Origin of the sequence: Legionella quateirensis (genome assembly GCF_001467955.1) — a bacterium.
Lineage (GTDB): Bacteria > Pseudomonadota > Gammaproteobacteria > Legionellales > Legionellaceae > Legionella > Legionella quateirensis.
In genome coordinates this window covers 139,416-159,733 of sequence record NZ_LNYR01000022.1, presented here as the reverse complement: position 1 = coordinate 159,733, position 20,318 = coordinate 139,416, and the positions used below count along the sequence as shown (strand labels likewise).

Here is a 20,318-nt window from a genome sequence, read left to right as displayed (position 1 = left end):
CTCAAAGTAACCAAATTATGTTAATTTAATGTTACCGATGTGTCCGGACATTTATGTTACCTATGTTCCGGTCACACAGGATGAGGGTTTCTTATCTAATGCCCCCTCAATTAAACTTAAAACACGATCCAATACACCCTGAATATTGCTAAACACCTCATTATTCCATACACGCATCACCCGATAGCCCACTGCTTCCAAATCCTTGGTGCGTTGTTGATCATAGGCTTCAGCGGCCATATGTTGACCGCCATCTACTTCAATAATTAATTTGCTCTCTCGACAAACAAAATCCGCTATATAGTGACCAATAACTTGTTCGCGTACAAATTTATGGCCACCCAATCTTCTGTTACGCAGATAGTACCACATACGGATTTCCGCATCCGTTTGGTTTTTTCTTCGATTCCTTGCGAGTTCTTGCATCATATTCCTGAATATTTTATTTAGTTTCCATTAAGAGGTTGGTTGTGCCGCATTATTATATCAAATTAATTTATATTATTTAAAACCCTCATCCCCAACCCTTCTCCCTAAAAAGGGAGAAGGGAGCTTTTCGTGCCAATATCACCGAACCCATCTACCCCCCCCCTTCTCCCTTTTTAGGGAGAAGGGGGGGATGAGGGTTTCTAATCAACTATACAACCCATTTAAACCCCAAACACTCCCTTCTCCCTTTCAAGGAAGAAGGGCTGGGGATGAGGGTTTCAAATCAACTATACAACCCATTTAAACCCCAAACACTCCCTTCTCCCTTTCAAGGAAGAAGGGCTGGGGATGAGGGTTTCAAATCAATTATACAACCCATTTAAACGCCAACCCTCCCTTACCCCTTTTTAGGATGAAGAGAGTCATTCGTGCCTAGATTTATCGCTTAACTCTTAAAAATATTCTTATAAATCAATAACGGATTCATTTCCTCAACTATGCCTTGATGGTTTATAATTGATATGAGAATATCTATTTTTTCTTTAGAATTTATACAATCGACGCGCACCGACGATGATAGGGATTAATCGTCCTTACGACTTATTATTTCTGTCAGTACCGCCTCTACGGCCATGCAATTTAGAGTGTTCAGGCATTACAGGGAGCAAAAAGTGTTAAAAAAACAGCAACATGATAAAGCTATTGACATGAATGAGCCGTTAGCAATTATTGGTATGAATTGCCAGTTTCCTGGTATTGACTCAGATTTAGAGAGTGTCGAAGCATTTTATAACCTGTTACTGCATGGACAAAGCCCAATAAAGGAAGTCCCTGAAAATCGCTGGAATCATGATCAGTATTATGACCCGGACAGAAAAAAAGCAGACAAAATAGTCAGTCGATTAGGCGGTTTTTTAAATAATGCTCAGTTGTTTGACTCAGATTTCTTTAAAATATCCCCTGCTGAAGCCAAACAAATTGATCCCCAGCACCGTCTGTTTTTAGAAGTAGCCATTCGAGCATTAAACCATGCCAACATCACCCATGAGTCTCTGGATGGGAGTAAGACTGGAGTGTATTGCGGCATTTCCTCTCAGGATTACAGTCACCTCAACTATAAAGATAACATCCAGTTTAATGAATACACCCAGATTGGTGCTGCAAATAGTGCTGCACCGGGAAGACTATGTCACTATTTAAATCTGAGAGGCCCCAGCATAACTGTCGATACAGCATGTTCTTCCTCGTTATCAGCGCTCTATGTTGCCGCAACCGATCTACGAACCCAACAATGTCACATGGCGATCGTTGGTGGTGTTCACCTCAACCTCTGCCCCGAAAATTTTATAGGTTTAACTAAAGCCAATATGTTGTCAGCTACAGGGCATTGCAACAGTTTCGATATTAAAGCAGACGGTTTTGTGCGCAGTGAAGGTTGTGCTGTGGTCATTGTTAAACGGTTGAGTGACGCAATAAAGGACAAAGATACCATCCTTGCTCTGATTAAAAGCATCGTCATGAATCACGATGGAGACGAGGGCAGCCTTGTCGCTCCCAATATTAATGCCCAAATTGCCATGCATCAGGCACTCCTGGAACAAGCGAACCTCACCCCACAGGACATCGATTATATTGAAACCCATGGCACAGGAACCGTAATTGGCGATTCGGTTGAATTTAACGCCATTCAACACATACACAGAGGACATCACTCTATCGAAAAACCGCTCATCCTTGGCGCGTTAAAAAGCAACATAGGGCATACTATTTCATCTTCAGGAATCGCTTCCTTGATAAAAGTAATCTGTGCGCTTAAGAATGAAACCATACCCCCCAATTTATATTATTCAACTCCCAATTCAACCATATCTCCGGAAGCCATACCGGCGTTGATCCCTATTCACCCAATCGATTATTTGAAACAGGACAATAAAAAAAGGTATGCTCAGGTTTCTAATTTCGGTTTTAGTGGAACTAATGTAAGCCTCATCGTTGAAGAGCCACCCAGCCAGGAACATCATGTTTCTCCAATCAATGACAGCTCCGCAGTTTGTTGTTTGATTTCTGCAGGAAGCTCTGAATCTCTAAAAATGATGTTGTCAGATTTTGTGACTTATTTGAAACACACTTCTGCCAACCTGAGTGATATTTACCATACCCTAATCAACTGTCGTGATCATTATAAATACCGCTGCGCCATCATCGCAAAAGATAAAGAATCATTAATCCAAAAAATAGAATCTGAGGATTATGAAATCAAAAAGGTCACTGTACAACATGACCTAAAAAAATTAACTCCTACTGATGAACACCTTGTTGACGAATATCTGGCTGGAGCTAATGTACGTATTGCCAGCAACGAAGCTCCCTTTAATAAAATAGATTTACCCCTCTATCATTTTAATAGAAAGGCTTATTGGCACGAACCAAGAAATAACCCGGATAATTCCCACTGGCTGGATGGATTTTACCAAAAATCCAAATCGGAACAGGAAGAGGTCATCAAAAAACAAATTGCTGCTCTGATATCCAGTCTTATAAACAAAGAGAAAATAGACGAATATCAGGATTTTGATTCATTAGGTCTCACCACAGATTCATTGGACACCCTGAATCATCTCATTCAGGATGCCTTTGCTCCTCGATATAAAGTCCCATCCACTTTAACGTCTCTCCAGTTAAATCTGGTGAAACTGGCTCGTCATCTTCGCTCCATCCTTGTGCCAGACACAGTAGATCGACAACCGTCAATCAATGTCCTCAATATTGAGCCTATTGCCATTATAGGCATGAGCTGTCGATTTCCAAAGGCTGAAAATATTGATGCATTTTTATCCTTATTAGAGCAAGGGGAAAGCGGTATGACCGATATTCCTCTGGAACGTTGGGATAACGATAAATTTTATGATCCGGATTTAAATGCCTTGGGCAAGCTGTACATCAAACAATTAGGTTTTATCGATAATATAAAAAACTTTGATGCCGATTTTTTCAATATCAGCCCAAGAGAAGCCAAGTTTATGTCACCACAGCTCCGAGTGTTTATGGAGATTTGTTACCATGCCTTAGAAGATGCGAATTTGTCTCTGGATTCTATTAAAGACAGCAACACCGGGGTATTTGTTGGCGTTGGAACTAATGAATATCCACGCGTGCTCATTGGTAATGGCCTCAAATTAGAGGATCTGAGTATCTACCTTGCAACTGGAAATGTTTTGAATGCATTGGCTGGCCGTGTTGCTTATGCTTTTGATTTTCATGGTCCCATCCAGGTCATCGATACTGCCTGCTCTTCATCCATGACGGCGATCCACAATGCCTGCCTGAGCCTGCAAGCTGGTGATTGCGACATGGCCTTGGCTGGCGGTGTGAACACCCTGCTTGCCCCTGAGTCAAACATCACCTTATCTAAAGCCAGGATGTTATCTCCTGAAAGTCGATGTAAAACATTTAGCGAAGACGCCGATGGTTATGCCCGAAGTGAGGGCTGTGGAGCGATAGTATTAAAACGGTTAAGTACCGCATTAAAAGATAAAGATAATATCCTTGCCGTAATCAAAGGAACGTCCATTAACAGTGATGGTAAAAGCGGTGGCTTCACTGTACCCAATGGCACAGCACAAGAAGAGCTGATTCGTAGCGCGCTGGCCAAGTCAAACTTGTCTCCCGGAGATATTGATTATATCGAAGCGCATGGAACTGGTACCCCGTTAGCTGATCCAATAGAAGCCAATACACTGACCAAGATATTCAGTGAAAGCCATAGCAAGGAAAAACCTCTTTACATCAGTTCAGTCAAAACCAATATTGGCCACTGTGAAAGTGCGTCTGGTGTGGCTGGCATGATTAAAGCAATTTTAAGCCTGAAAACCCATAAATTATTCAAACATCTCAACTTTAAAAAACTGAATCCAGAAATCGAATTAAAAAATGCGGTTATTCCATTAAAAACGATTGATTGGCCTGAATACCCCCGATTAAGATGTGCCGGAGTCAGCTCCTTTGGGTTTAGCGGTGCCAACGCGCATATCATCTTGCAAGAGGCACCTGAACAGCGTAAAGAAGCCCTCCCCCTTACTCAACAGGAGTTCTTGCTTGTTTTATCAGCAAAAAGCAAACATTCGCTTGAATTATTGCTGTCAAGTTATCAAAAATATTTAGCGAGCACCGAAGATCGGTTTGCTGATATTTGTTTTACAGCAGCAACGTGCCGCAGTCATTTTCTATTCCGTGTCGCAATTAAAGCAAGTTCAGTTAAAGAAGCCGCAGCACAAATTGAAAAAAATGAATACACTATCCATTCACTAAAAAAATTACAGGAATCCCCCCAACAGCCACTTACTTTAGATCAACTGAAAACAGTCTATCAGGAAGGTTTCATTCTTAATTGGACTGATTTTTATAAGTCTTTAAATAGTCCATTTGAGAAAGTTAAATTACCTTTATATGAATTTGACCGAAAGGAATATTGGACCAAATCAAAAGACAAATTGAATGACATTCCAATTCCAGACAATTGGTGTTTTCAAATGCAATGGCAAATTCAACCCTGCGATAAAAAAAATAGGAAAATACAGGGGAATAATTGGCTCCTGGTTGGGGCAAAGCATTTGGAATCTGATTTTAAAGCGAAAGGATTAAACATTTTTATTGAGGATGATGGCGTTGCCCTCGACAAAATGTATGGGATAATTTTTGCAGCAGGTCTGGATTCAACTGAGTCAGAATCTAGTGATTTCAAAATCGAGTTCCAAAAAAGCATCACTAAAAAGCTGCTGAATTTGATAAAAGATTTAAATAAACGAGGGCTTACTCCCCATTTATTTGTTCTTACAACCAATGCTATAGCTGAACTTCCTTTAGGCAAACTCAATCTGAGTAATAGCCCACTCATTGGATTTTGCAAAACCCTTGGTCTTGAATTACCCCAGTTCCAAACCACCCTTATCGATCTGGAGCTATCAGACACAAGCAACCTGGCCAATCAGGTATTTGATGAGATAAATCACAACCACGGGCAATTCCATGAACACATGATTGCTTATCGTGATGGCGTCAGGATGGTCTCTCGATTAAAACAAACACCGTTAATTGACGAGAAAATCTTGATATCCGGCAAGGGCCGCTACCTCATCACCGGAGGTGGTGGAGGCTTAGGACTGGTAACCACACAGGCCTTGCTTTCAGCTGGAGCAAGAGAAGTAATTATCATCTCCAGAACAGTAGATAAACCCGAATTAAAAGCCGCTATTAAAAAAATTCTTATCGACTTCCCGGAGCAAACCATTCGCACACGAAGCGTGGATGTCAGCAATAAAGAACAATTGGAACAACTCATAATAGAACTCAATGAAGATAATTTGTTGAAAGGTATTATTCATGCTGCGGGAGCCGCGATTAAAGCCCCATTGATTGATCATAAAGACGAAGATGTTGATTATTTGTTTTCAGCAAAAGTAAAAGGAGCATGGCATTTACATGAATTAAGCCAGCACTGTGATTTGGATTTCTTTGTTGTTTATTCTTCCATCTCTTCAGTATTCGGTAGTAATAAAGAATCTGTATATAGCGGGACCAACAGTGTTCTTGATCTGCTGATTGCTGAGCGTCAGCGGCTGGGTCTGGTAGGCACAGCCATTCAATGGGGGCCTTGGGGTGAAGTTGGAATGGCCAATAAACGTTCACGCGATCAAGGTCTGAAAGATGCGTTGATCACTAATGAACAAGGTCATTCATTCATTAAAGTGTTACTGAGTGGCCAACTGTCGCATGCAAGCATCATCTCTCCAGACTATCTCAAGTTTATGTTGGATTTTGTTCCCAAGCCCCTGCCCGGATTTTATCAAGTGCTCTCCGATGATCTGATTTTGGATGATCGCAGCGTAACGAATCAATCCATCAATAAAGACCTGTCACAGTGGTTAAGTCATTACCTCAATATTAACAAAGAGAATCGATTTAAAGCCTGCAGGGAAATGTTGTCAGGCATCTGCAAAGACATACTGGAGCTGTCTGCTGCTGATGATTTGGATGAAGACGAAGGATTTTTTGAAATAGGTTTGGATTCGCTCATGATTGCCGAAATGGCGAACGAACTAAAGAAAAAACTAGAGCCAGCCATGAAAATCATGGTCAATATTGGCTTTAATCATCCTTCGATTAATAAATTGGCACGTCATATTGAATCCGAGCTGGATACGCATTTAATTCAAAAACAGACCGATCAGCCATCACTCCCAAAAAATGAAGACGCCATCGCTATTATCGGTATGAGCTGTGCCCTGCCTAATGCTCCCGACATCACGGCGTTCGAGAATCTTCTCGAACAAGGGCTAAGCGGTATTAAGGATATTCCGAATGAGCGTTGGGATAACAGTAAATATTATGATCCCGATATGGATGCCCCAGGCAAATCCTATGTGACTAAAATGGGCTTTATCGAACACATCAAAGATTTTGATGCCAATTTTTTCGGCATTAGTCCCCGTGAAGCAAAATTGATGGAACCACAGCAACGCCTTTTTTTAGAGCATTGTTATAAAGCATTAGAACATGCAAACTACCCTCCAGATTCATTGCGAGGCAGTTTAACTGGAGTTTTTGCCGGCGTTGGACCTAATGAATACTATGCATTATTGGAAAAGTCAGGCTTTTCCAATGAAGAACTGAGTGCTTATTCGATTACTGGGAATGTATTGAATTTAATTCCAGGTCGAGTAGCCTATTATTTTGATTTTAAAGGACCGTCCTTAAGTATAGATACCGCATGTTCTTCTTCTATGGTCGCACTTCATTATGCCTGCCAAAGTTTAAAAAATCATGAAACAGATTACGCACTCGCAGGTGGAGTCAACGTCCTCTTAATGCCTGAATCCAACGTGACCCTCTGCAAGGCCAAAGCTTTGGCTCCTGATGGTCAATGTAAAACCTTTGATGAAAAAGCAGACGGTTATGCCCGAGCCGAAGGTTGTGGTGTCGTGTTTCTCAAAAGATTATCCGATGCGATACGTGACAAAGACTCCATTCTAGCCGTTATCAAGGCCTCAGCAGTCAATAATGACGGCAAATCAGCAGGTTTAACTGTTCCTAACGGCACAAGCCAGGAAGAAGTGATGAAAACGGCTTTGAACCAAAGCAATTTATCAAGCGAAGACATCAGCTATATTGAGGCACATGGTACAGGAACACCTCTGGGCGATCCCATAGAGGTTCATGCCATTAACCAGGTATATGGTGCCCATCACAACCCGGAAAATCCTCTCTATCTGGGGACAGTTAAAACCAATATTGGACATCTTGAAAGTAGTTCGGGTATTGCGGGCATTATTAAAACAATTATTAGTTTACAAAAGAAACGAATTTATAAAACTCTGAATTTCAATCATTTAAATCCCAATATTACCTTAAATAATACTCGTATAGCCTTGCACAATATGGATTGGGATAGTAATTCAAAACTCAGATGCGCCGGGATCAATGCCTTCGGCTTTAGCGGTACAAATGCACATGTTATTCTTCAGGAATTTCCTCAACAGGACACTAGAAGATCTTCCCATCCCGATCAGCCCCATGTACTTGTTTTATCAGCAAAATCCAGTACGGCATTAACTCATTTATCAAAAGCTTATCAGCACTATCTGGAAGCAACCAAAGAAGATTTTGGCGACATTTGTTTTACGGCAGCAACGTGCCGCGATCATTATCCTCATCGTCTGACTTTGGTAGCTAAAAGTAACACTGAAGCCGCCCAGCTGCTTAATGCAGGCCAGGTTGCCCTGTCGTCAGATCCCAACAAGATATTCGATCTCTCACAGTATGCAGCACTTAATACTTTATTAATAAAATACTTAAGTGGTGGGTCTGTAAACTGGGCACTCTATTATAAATCCAGTGGCATTGAATTTAATCACGTTGTGCTGCCTAATTACACTTTTGACCGCATTGAGTTCTGGCCAGATAAAAAAAGTGAATACTTGCCCTCTGCAGGCCTGATACATCCCCTTTTAGGGCAGATGCTCTCCATGCCAGGAAATGAATTCTTATTTAATAACAAGCTGGATTTAAATAATTTAAGTTATATAAAACAGCACAAAGTATTTGATAAAGTAGTAGTTCCGGCAACGGCCTATCTTGAAACCGGATTAGCCGCTGCCAAGGAAATCCTCAAGACTAACGCAGTGTGCGTGGAACACGTTCATATAGAACGTCCTTTATATCCCCGACAAGGTCAGGATGTTCAGCTGTTGGTAAAACTAGGCCATAATGGACGATACAAAATCACTATATTCGCAAAACAAGATTCAAACTGGCAGAAATATGTTGAGATGGAATGTGATGCAAAACCTGGTGCTCCGCCAGAATATAGAGATATTGACGATCTTAAATCATCCTTTAAACACAAGATGGATCTGTCACAGATTTATGAACACTTTAAAAAACGATCGTTATTCTACGGGCAAGAATTTCAAGTGCTTCAAGAAGGTTATGTAGGTTCAGACAGCATACTTTCCAAAGTAACTCTAACCCAAGCAACTCAGACGGCACATTATCATTATCATCCTGTATTACTTGACGGCGCAATACAAAGTAGTGTCCTCCTCAGTATGAATACACTGGAACATTCGACTTACGTGCCCTACTCCATAGACCGTATGACCACTCTGCAAGAAGCACCTCGAAGTGTTTGGGTACATTTGACCAAAAGAAATACAGAACACGTTAACGATCTGTGTTTCGATTTAAAAATGTACGATGAGTCAGGCTTATTGATTGCTGATATCAAAGGGCTGAAATTAAGAAAGGTCACATCCAATCAGTTTATTTCCTATGAATCCATAGTACACCATCTTTATCAGATCCAATGGAATCAAGTTGATAAAAAACTACATGACCAACAAAAAGTACCAGAGCTATTGGTTATTTCAAAGGATCCGGAACACGCTAAAAAACGGTTAGGAACACTTCGTTATCAACTGATTAAAGAAGTCAAATCATTAGTAGAAACAGAACATAAAAACATTCTGTTTCTCTATGATCAAAGTCAATTTAATGAACTGGTTCAGTGCTGCAAAATGCTCTTTAAATCACGCCCGGCGAGCTTTACCTTAGTAACCGAACATGCTTATGCCCTGCACGAGAACGATCCGGTCAATCCCTACCATACAATGGCTCATTCTTTCTGGAACAGTTTCAGGAATGAACTGGATTTAAATCATAATTATACTATTGATTGTGGCGCAGAGAGTACGCTGTCAGCATCGCTCAGTTATTTATTTAATAACAATAATGCAGAAACACAATGCTTAATAAGAGATGCACTCTATATACCCAGATTAAAGAAAAAAATTCTGCAATTAAACCCTGCGCAACAAAAACCGATATTTGATTCTCATGCCAACTATCTAATCATTGGTGGAACAGGTGGTTTAGCAGAACCATTAATTCAGTACCTGATGAACAGAGGTGTTCGAAACATCCATCTGACCAGTCGTTCAGAACCATCAGCCCCTATTACATCATTAATTGAACATGCGGAACAAAAACAGGTGCACATAACGCATCATCAAATAAATGCCAGCAATTATCAACACATGGAACAATTGATAAAAACCCTTAATCAAGATTCCATACCACTTAAAGGGGTATTTCATCTGGCTGGAGTCGTTCAAGATGGATTGATCGTCAATCTGACTGAGGAAAAAATTCAAAGCGTATTAAACGCAAAAATGGATAGTGCTCTGATTCTGCATCAGCTTACCCAAAAGTTAGCTCTGGATTTGTTTGTTTTGTTTTCCTCCTCAGCATCCATACTCGGAGCTAAAGGACAATCAAATTATGCAGCCGCAAATGGGTTTCTGGATGGATTGTCGCATCTTCGCCATCATGAAGGATTACCCGCAATTGCAATTAACTGGGGACCTTTTCAAAACACAGGAATGACATCAAATCTGACCCAAGGCATGCAACAGCATGGATTTATGCCTCTGGAGAAAGACCACATCGAATTACTTGATGTTTTACTAAAAAGTCCTTTAACCCAAATTGCTCCTTGCCCTATCGATTGGGATATCTATTTCAAACACTCGCCCAAACAAGCCCTGTTCGCGGATCTTGCCAAGGGTACCAGGGCACCAGACCATCACTTTTTAAACTCCTTAAAACAGGGTACTAAAGAAGAATCCATTACCAAACTAAGTCAGGCTTTATGCCAAATCACTGCTGGTGTACTGGCGTTAGATAACACAAATCAAATCACCCCAAAAGACAATTTATTCTCTTTGGGTATGGATTCACTCATGTCTCTGGAGATAAGAAACCGTATTCATGATCTTTTGCGCTATCCCAAACTGAGTTTACCCATCGAGTACTTCATTAATAGTCCAACTATTGAAAAGATTGCCACCGAAATTGCCAACGAATTATATCCGATGCTCCTCACTGAAACGAATTATTCCGTTACAGTGCCCTTAACAGAACAGACCGTTCCTTTATGTGATTTTCAGTACATCTTTTGGGTTATGAATAAACTGGATTACAGTTTTAACATAGGCATGCAAATGCAAATACATGGCCCGCTTAATAAAGACTATCTGGCACAAGCATTTGATTTTGTGGTACAACAAAACAGCGCTTTTTGGATTAAATTTAACAAGGATGAACCCATCCAGACGTTAGAAAAACGAGATCAATTTCAATTAATCTATCATGATATCTCGTTGAATAATGAACGACATGTATTGCACATGGAATTTTATAGAAATTTAATGCGCATCATTCCATTGTCCGAACAACCTTTAATTAGAGTGTACCTTTATAAAATTAATAATGATCTGCACGAGTTGCATCTGTTAATCCCTCACATTATTGTTGATGATACTTCCTGTGAATTAGTATGGAGCCAATTTAAATACAGTTATGAGCAGCTTATCCAGGGCGTAAAACTGATTCCAATTCCCGAAAAGGAATCCTTTTTTAATTATGTAACACACAACAATGATCATTACGAAAAAAATCTGAATACTAAAATAGATTTTTGGAAACAGTATAATCAAGGATTTGAACTGTTAAGTTTTGGACATCGCAATCATCTGCCCGATGCAGCCATACAGTCTCAGTTTTTGTGTCACTACCCTATTCCAAATCAAATGCTGGACCAATATTTTGAGTGGCATAAAAAACAAAATATCAACGTAACCACTGGCTTGATTGCAGCTTGTCAAATTGCTTTTTACAAAATCAGCCATCAAAAGAAAATACCTGTAATTTTGATTCGCAGCGGCAGGGAAGGCAGTCGGTACAAATCCGTTGTGGGATTGTTTTCTGAATACAAACGCATCAACTTAACTCTGGATGAACAGTACCGCTTTATTGATTGCATCGAGGCAATCGAAGAACAAATTCTGAAAACAGCCCCCTATCAAAAATGCTCCCATTTCATCAAAGACGCAGGTTTTAAAAATTCAAAATTAACTTTTAGCCAATATATTTCCTATGCGTTAAACAAACTGTTCCTGACGAAACAATTTAAAGAAAGCAAAGTGAACTCCCTGGTGATCAATTACTATCTCAAGTATCTTAGCAGGACAAAAACCTTTAAAAACAGTCTGTTGATAAAAGATAAAATCAATCAATTATTTAATTTGAGTTTGCCTCTCCAAAAACCAGACAGACTAAGAGTGCTCATCAGCATTACTCCCAGTTTATTTGCTAAGGAACAGCAGGACATGAGTTTTGCAGATCTTAGCTACACATATCCCAGCCACTTTAGCTGCATGGATCGCCCCATCAGTAATAAAACCTTATGGGTTTATTTCTCAAAAAATCAACATGGAGAATATCAACTTTCTATAAACGGGCCATTAACTAAAGAATGTAAAGATCAAATAAGTATTGAGTTGAATAAAATTATTGCCCAAGTTGTAGAAAATGATAAATGTACTGTTGGTGAATTAATTATTTAAATAAATGTTCAACTAGGTGTATCGCAGTGAAGGATCTCCAATAACAGGCACTATGCTAAATTCAGGAGATCTCTCACTTCGTTCGAGATGACGTCTTTTGATTCTTTTTGTCTTCCGGTTCTTTTTAACGAAGAGGTTGGGTATGCTTCGAAAGTCCTGAATCTAACATGTCACCTAAGTGCTCTATCATATACTCATGCATCGTTTTTTTATGATGCTGGGTATCAAACAGGAAACGCCGTGGTGCGGAATGAGACGATGGATTATTGTTGGTCTTGTTGTTTCTGTCTAAAGTGAACTCATGAGATTCTGCATTATCAGCCAACTGGCGCTCTTCATCTATTGAAAGTGGTTGACCGTTCTTTTGCTTTTGTTTGATTACTTCTAAATGTTCAGCCATTAGCGAAGCTATAGAGGAAAAACTGTCATGAACCAGATCATCGTCATCATAGCGCTCCGGATTTTGATGATTACGCGCTACTGAATACACTTTATACTGGGACGGAATTCTATCCCATGCACTGGCAGCGTCAATATGCCATCCAGCAAGCCATATTAATGGGGCTATAAAGAGATACGTCAAGCCTACAAGCATATAACTGAGCCAGTTCAGAGGGTTCCATAGATTGCAATTACTCTTAGGCATAACATAACCAACAATTAATCGAACAAGCGATCGGTAGGATCGTTCATTATATAATTGTACTTTTAATCCTTTATCATGCATCTCTGCTGCAGAAAGTGTCGCAATAGCCGCTCCCAGACTCATGCCTTCAAAAGCAATATGTTCCGGCCTCACCCCAGACTCCAGCAATCGCCGAGCTTGCGCAAGGACATCTTGAACCATATTATCTTGAGTCCAGATCATGCCTTTGCTGTAATCTATTCCACGATAATTAAATCCAACCACAGTACAGCCAATTTTTTTCGCTGTAATATAAAAATCCTTTAACCAATACATGTAATTTTGGTTACGTGCCATACACACAATAACAAACTTTCGTTCAGCCATAGGCTTTAACTGTTCCTCGATGTCCGATACCTCTACGGATTCCAGAACAGCATTATCGGGAGTTTCTAAAGTAAAAAAATCCATGTTGATTTTACGAGGTCGTTCAAAAAAATCATGATGGTATTTATGGCGTACCTGTTCTTTGAAATACTGTGCCAGGTGATCATCCAGCCGTTCCATTCCTTTGATATGAATGTCTTCAATGGCAAAGTGTTTATTGGTACATTTATCATATGTGGACTTTCCCTGAATAAGGCATCCGATTTCCTCGATAATGGAGTCTACATAGGCTTTATGAACTGGATTATTAAAGGATAATTGGCGTTTTCCTAAAGAACTGAGTTGAGGAAGTGTGTCATAGTAACTTCTGGGATTTTTATCAGACCGCCCGGGAAGAACATTAACAACAACCGCCCCTTTCTCAGTTCTATCCTCAGAAAAAAACTGGACATGAATTGGTTTTTGCAGCCTGACCTCATCAGGACCTAATGCAATATTGATGATAATTCGTCTTAATATAAAGGTTAAAATCCAATTAAACTGCACAATCAGTTCTCTGATATACTCGGACCAATATCTTCGTTTAGGTTCATCAAGAATATAATAGCCAGGAACAAGAGTTCTCATTTGGATTCACCTTTAAACAGTAAGCTGTCCTAAATTAAACGCTTTATAGAGTTCGTGTCAATGCAAGTTGGCCCGAAGCAATTGCTTTGATAAAGGCCATTGAAGATAAATTTCTTATCCAATAGATTCAACTGTCGAATTTAGGTTAAGGTGTGTTAATAGAGCAAATTCAACTCAACACTATGAATAAATCCCAATCATTCATCAAACCAGTTGAATTTATACGAAAACCAAGAGTATATTCACAGAGATATCCACAGAAAATGTGGATAAGTAAACCATCATCAACACAATAAAAAATCCACTTCATCCCATGTACAATAAGGATTTTCTAGTTAAATTGAGTATTAATTGAAGAAATGGATTAACGAAATCAGAAATAAATATCCACAAGAAGAATACTGCCAAATTGGATATTGAGGGTACCATGTTAACAACAAAAATATTAAAAAAACAGTCTTGACTGACACAATTTAACTAATTTTTTTTATAATATTTTGGGAGTGTTTGCAATTCAACCCTGCCGCCTACCAACTGAGCTTTAAGCTTCGAATTAGTCTAAAGTTCCAGTGGTAAACGTGTAATCAATGTGTTTTGAATTCAGATCTGAACATTCGTTCTGAAGATTGAGTAATCCCCTCATAATCTATAACACCGGGAATGTATTCATTTAAACCTCTAGGATCAATTGAACTCCCGTCTTTGCAAGTTAATTCCCGTCTTTGCAAGTTAATTCCCGTCTTTGCAAGTTAATTCCCGTCTTTGCAAGTTAATTCCCGTCTTTGCAAGTTAATTCCCGTCTTTGCGAGTTAATTCCCGTCTTTGCGAGCAACGCGAAGCAATCCAGAACTGGTATCCAATAAGGCTCCGTCCTGGATTGCTTCGCGTTGCTCGCAAAGACGAATGATTGCACTGAATAGTAGATAGTGATCCTCGCTACACTAGTGGTAATCTCGCTACATTAATGGTACTAATTAATATAACTCAGATCACATTAAAAATAGGAATCCGAAGTGCGACGCAGAATTTAAATCACTCTATGTCATGGACGATTAAAAGGAGCAGAAATATCATGCTCCTGTTCAACAGAGTTGTTATCGTTGGTTATACTTCTGTAAAAATCCAAGGCTCCTTTTCGGACCATATGAACGAGGATGGTTCCTTGATCTGTAACAGCAACTTTATTTATTTCTTCCCCACCTAGATAAACATCGGAAAAATCCAGCAGATTTCTAAAATACTCTTTTGAAGTACTCAATGCAGTTAACATGTCAAAAGCAGTATATCCAGCATTGTTTTTAAACTCTGTAAATTCATTCCAAATACCCAGTTCAACCGCCCTGCTTTTTAATTCATTCAAGAGTTCTTCTTGTCCGGTAATTGCAGCAATATGAAATACACTATTTCCTCTGGGAGTAGGCTTCATCAATTCCTCAGCAGAATAAAAAGGAAGCAACTCTTTAACAGCCTCAACATCCCCGGCCTTAACCAATAACATCAAGGGTGAGTTTATCGGCATACCCATAGCTGATAATTCAACTGTAATTACACCGCGGGGATTATTTGGAGTTGTTAATAAATTTCTAGCAGATTCAGAAGTTTGAGCTAATTGACAGAGTTTAATTAATACCGACATGATTTCCCTATGACCTGCTCGGCGATAGTCCTGTTCTCTAATAAAAACACGCTCAGCCAGAAAACCAGTCAAGGGAGTATTACCCAGATCGTCATTGGAATAAGGATTCAATTCGAACGCTCGCACCATTTGATGCGACAGCTGCCTGTCGTTAGAGGATGATACCCGGGAAGTTAATTCATTATGCCTGTATAAGCTAGGAGCATTGCCAATGTCATATGACGAATCGATATTATCAAGATCGTCATCATTGTGCTCCTCATCCACAAAGATACTTCGTATACCGTCTATAAAGGAAAACAAAGTATAAGTCACAGGAGCCCAAAGAAATTTCAAGCTTAATGCATAGGGTAAATAAGACTCATTATTCCGGGGAAGATCAAACAATCGATACCAAAAACTTCTACGCTCTGCTGCCATTAAATACTCCTTGTGTCTTATAATATTCATTGTACACTTAAAGGCTTAAGTCACTATTAAGAAGACTATGATTTGAAATCGAACAAATTAATGTAGCACTTATTTGACTACTCACAGTATTATTTATCTTGTTCATTAAGCTCTATCAAAATCTGTAAATAAATCTTAAAATCAAACCGGAACAAATAACTTCTGAATAACACAGAGAGTTTCGTCATCTTGAGCGTAACGAAGGATCTCCATATGAAGATGCAGTGCCTCGTTCGAGAGATCCCCCATTACATTCGGGATGACGATACCCGGGGTTAAAATGTCATCCTGAGCGTAGCGAAGGATCTCCATATGAAGGTACCGCGCCCCATTCGGGATGACGTTTCCCGGGAGTATTGAGAGGTTACAGAAAAACCAGGCTTGATAAAAACGACAACAACGTTTTTCAAGCCCTTTTTCTTTCCAATCAATTGAACCCTTAATTTTAAGTTTATGGAGTACTGATTATGCCTTTAACACCCCCTGGTTCACCAAAACCAGAAAGAAATACTGAACAAACACCTCCACCGAGAGATCCGAACACTCTTTTTGGTCATACACCCCGTTTATATCGCTGCGAGCACAACCATATTCATTTAGTGGATGTAGTAGATGGAGAGCTAATATTTTTAACCTTAGGACAGTTCCCCGAACTAACTCCTTTTATAATGCTAGCATCAATTATTCAAGACCTAAATCTAAGTAATCAAGATGAATATACAGAAGATTATTCCAGCGAGGAAGACAATGTTGATGAAGTAACAGTTCAATCAACTGAAAAAACTGCAACCTCCAGCCCTCTTCCTGCAGCATCGACCGAAGAAGAACAAAACGTAGAGGAAGATCAAGACGATGAAAAAGAGGATGTATTAAAAGCATTCAGAACCATAAGTATGTAAAATTGAATTCCGCGGTCTTTGCCGCGGAGTTCACTTCATTGACTTTTTTCTGCGGTTGAACAATGAATCCGATAAGAAAAATCATCCATATCGATATGGACTGCTTTTATGCCGCAATTGAAATGCGTGACTTCCCTGAGCTTGCGGATAAGCCTATCGCTGTAGGAGGAGAAGCGGTACGTCGTGGAGTCATAGCAACCTGTAATTATGCTGCTCGCCAATTCGGTGTACGATCCGCAATGCCAACAGCTCATGCCCTAAAACTGTGCCGCCAATTAATCTTGCGGCCTGTGCGTATGGATGTCTATCAAAAAGAAAGCCAATACATCAGAGCGCTCTTTGCAGAGTATACTGATCTCGTTGAGCCCTTATCTTTAGATGAGGCATATCTTGACGTCACCCATTCCACACAATGTCAGGGCAGCGCAACCTGGATAGCTCAGGAACTACGTGACCGAATTTATCAAACACGGCAACTTACCGCGAGCGCAGGCATAGCTCCTAATAAAAGCCTGGCAAAAATCGCCAGTGATTGGCATAAACCAAATGGTCAAATGGTGATTAGACCAGAAGATATCAAGGACTTTATTGCTGAGCTGCCAGTACGTAAATTATTTGGCGTAGGCCCCAAAATGGAAGAACGACTTAACGCACTCAACATTAAAACCTGCATTGATTTGCAACACTATTCCATCGAATATTTATCAAAACAATTCGGTACCATTGGACATAGACTTTATGAACTCGCTCGAGGCATCGATAATCGCCCTGTAAATCCTGATCGTAATCGAAAGTCCATCAGTGTTGAAGAAACGTATCCAACAGACTTACCCGATAGTAAGGCCTGTATTGCGGCCTTACCCGAACTGATTAAACGCCTTGAAGCACGTCTACATCGTGCTGGTATCACTTCCGGTATCCATAATCTGTTCGTAAAATTGAAATTTAACACCTTTCAACAAACAACTGTTGAGCGGGTAAGCCATACCATTGATTTGAACATTTTACATCAAATGATACATGAAGGTTTTTACAGAAAAGACATGCCCGTTCGATTACTCGGCATAGGAATCAAGCTAAAACAAGAATCTGTGCATGCCCCTATTCAGCTGCAACTAATTGATTTTTAACGTGTTCTATTTAAAGGATCACCGACACTGTTTAATGTGGTTAATGATGGTTAATGGTGTAAGAATCTGAGGCAATACTACCGGTTCGCCTGATTGCGGGTAATAGACATAGAGCGGTACACCGGCACGATTAAATTGTTGCAAATACTGTAAAATGGCATCGTTTTTATTGGTCCAATCCGCCTTTACTACAACAATATGCTCTTTACTAAAGAAACTTTGTACTTCATTAGTGTCTATCGCAATTTTTTCATTTATTTTACAGGTTATGCACCAGGCCGCTGTCGCATAAACAAATACTTTATGATGATCCTTAATCAGACTCTTTAGCTGTTCAGAAGAGTAATCATAAGGTTCATTAATCTGATGTTTTTGAGTTAATTCTTGTTGTATCCAATACAATGGGTATACAACCAGGGCAAGACTGACCAACAGGGCTATCAAGCGGAAGGCTCCGTGATGAATAGCGCGCAAAAGCCAAAAAAACAATGCCAGAAAGCACAAACTGACCAATAACATAATAACACTGTCATAGCTCATTTGAAGGCCTGCTACCCATAGTAACCAAATAACTGACAACAACATGGGAAATCCGAGGAAGTGTTTCAATTTTTCCATCCAGACACCTGGCTTCGGCAAAATAATCTTGTTTTTTGGAAGGGTACACAAGAGTAAATAAGGCAAGGCAAATCCAAATCCAAGAGACAAAAAGATCAAGACAGTAATCCAGCTACCCTGACTTATGGCGACACCAACCGCCGTAGCCATAAATGGAGCCGAGCATGGCGTGGTTACCACTGCGGCCAAAACCCCCGTTCCAAAGGCATAGAGCAATTCATGCGTTTTTTGCCATTTCAGATTGGTACTTAGCGAAAAGGGAATATCAAAAAGTCCAAATAAATTCATCGTAATAAGCGTAAACAAAAAAATCAGCAGGATTAAAACGGCGGGTGACTGCATTTGAAACCCCCACCCCACCTTATTACCCAGGCTTTGCAATAACAGTGTTATCAAAGCAATGATAAAAAAGAAAAACATGACGCCCAAGGTATAAAAAATCCCTTGCATGCGTTTGTTTTTAAATGAATGAAGAGTCAATATTTTGAGTGATAAAATGGGAAACACACAAGGCATCAAGTTTAAAATCAATCCGCCCAGAAAGGCAAAAAGCACAATGGTACCGATCCAATAGCTGTCACTTGGATCTGTTGCCAGTTGACTTGTCTGATTACTGGCATCCATTTTAGTGAGAAGCGGTGAGTTGGGTACTGTTTTGGAAAGTGATATGGCATTTTGCTTGTTCACCAAAGTTAGCTGAAGCGGCTTTTTAAGCAATGTTTTCAGAGTTTGAGCAGATTCAAAAGCCTCATTTTTCTTTCCTTGAATTATAAAAAATCCATGTGTTTCATCCAGTTGTGTTAATTTTGGGACATTAAACAGTAGCTCGTCTGGACCCTCAACAAACAATTGTGCGTCTTTTATACCCGCTGCAGACCATACATTAACCTGCAAATCGATAGTTTGATCATCCTGATGCGTTACAATCAAATCGTGCAATGCCAGATCGCTGGTGTTTCCTGATTTTGGGATGGATTTTATCGCCTTATCGATTAATTTTGCCTCTGGCGTTATCGCAGCATCTCCTGGTGGCAAAGTCAAATTGAGCTTCGCTTGTTGGGGGACACAGGCAGTGGGACTACATAATAAATAATCGAGTTTCAAATGTAATGCCAAGGTTTTTGTGGCATCTTTCGGAATTATTTTAACAGGAAAGATCACTTCATTCAGATAGACATTTGCAATAAAATCAAAACTCTTTATACGTGTTGGCCATGGCCACAAGACTTCAGCCTGCTCCAGATTCTGACTGCCTTCCCATGAAAATTTAGCGCCGTATCCAACCTCTCCTGGTGTGCGCCAAAACGTTTCCCAGCCTTTAGGTAGTTTAAGACGCACGCCAAGAAGCACAGCATGTCCTTCCCGTATGCTGTCAGTATTGCTGATAAGTGAACTATTTGCTTTCGGGAGTTTGGAGGCATATACAGAGGCAACACAGCTCAACATCCCGAAAAACAGAACACATAGTACCCAAAAAATTTTAAGTGATCGATTCATATAATTTTTCGTACATTTTAATCTAAAGTTTAGACTATAGTGCAGAGATTTATATGTTTT

At 39.9% G+C, this 20,318-nt stretch carries 7 protein-coding genes; 3 read left to right on the top strand and 4 right to left on the bottom strand.

Annotation, left to right across the window (positions count from 1 at the left end; all coding sequences use genetic code 11):
- Positions 1–60: 60 nt before the first annotated feature.
- Entirely contained in the window at positions 61–429 is a 369-nt protein-coding gene (locus tag Lqua_RS09540; protein WP_238585561.1) for an endonuclease domain-containing protein, read from the bottom strand.
- A 707-nt stretch (positions 430–1,136) separates the two neighbouring features.
- Between Lqua_RS09540 and Lqua_RS09535 the strand changes: the two genes are divergently transcribed.
- A complete protein-coding gene (locus tag Lqua_RS09535) occupies positions 1,137–12,389 on the top strand; it encodes an SDR family NAD(P)-dependent oxidoreductase (protein ID WP_115148837.1) in 11,253 nt (3,750 codons plus the stop codon).
- 124 nt (positions 12,390–12,513) lie between these two features.
- On the opposite strand, the gene Lqua_RS09530 is transcribed toward Lqua_RS09535, so the two are convergent.
- Positions 12,514–14,028: an alpha/beta fold hydrolase gene (locus Lqua_RS09530; protein WP_058474056.1), complete on the bottom strand. Its 1,515-nt coding sequence runs from the start codon at positions 14,026–14,028 to the stop codon at positions 12,514–12,516.
- 1,042 nt (positions 14,029–15,070) lie between these two features.
- Positions 15,071–16,084 carry an ankyrin repeat domain-containing protein gene (locus Lqua_RS09525; protein ID WP_058474055.1) on the bottom strand — a complete coding sequence of 338 codons (1,014 nt, stop codon included), beginning with the start codon at positions 16,082–16,084 and terminating at the stop codon, positions 15,071–15,073.
- Positions 16,085–16,581: 497 nt separating this feature from the next.
- Here Lqua_RS09525 and Lqua_RS09520 point away from each other — a divergent pair, with 497 nt between their 5' ends.
- Positions 16,582–17,013, top strand: coding sequence for a hypothetical protein (locus Lqua_RS09520; protein WP_058474054.1), 432 nt, complete (start codon positions 16,582–16,584; stop codon positions 17,011–17,013).
- A gap of 62 nt (positions 17,014–17,075) precedes the next feature.
- Positions 17,076–18,143 carry a DNA polymerase IV gene (gene dinB, locus Lqua_RS09515; protein WP_058474053.1) on the top strand — a complete coding sequence of 356 codons (1,068 nt, stop codon included), beginning with the start codon at positions 17,076–17,078 and terminating at the stop codon, positions 18,141–18,143.
- Between the two features lie 18 nt (positions 18,144–18,161).
- Here the strand turns inward: dinB and Lqua_RS09510 are convergent, their stop codons facing one another.
- Complete coding sequence (locus Lqua_RS09510; RefSeq protein WP_058474052.1) at positions 18,162–20,258, bottom strand: protein-disulfide reductase DsbD family protein; 2,097 nt, start codon at positions 20,256–20,258, stop codon at positions 18,162–18,164.
- Positions 20,259–20,318 lie beyond the last annotated feature (60 nt).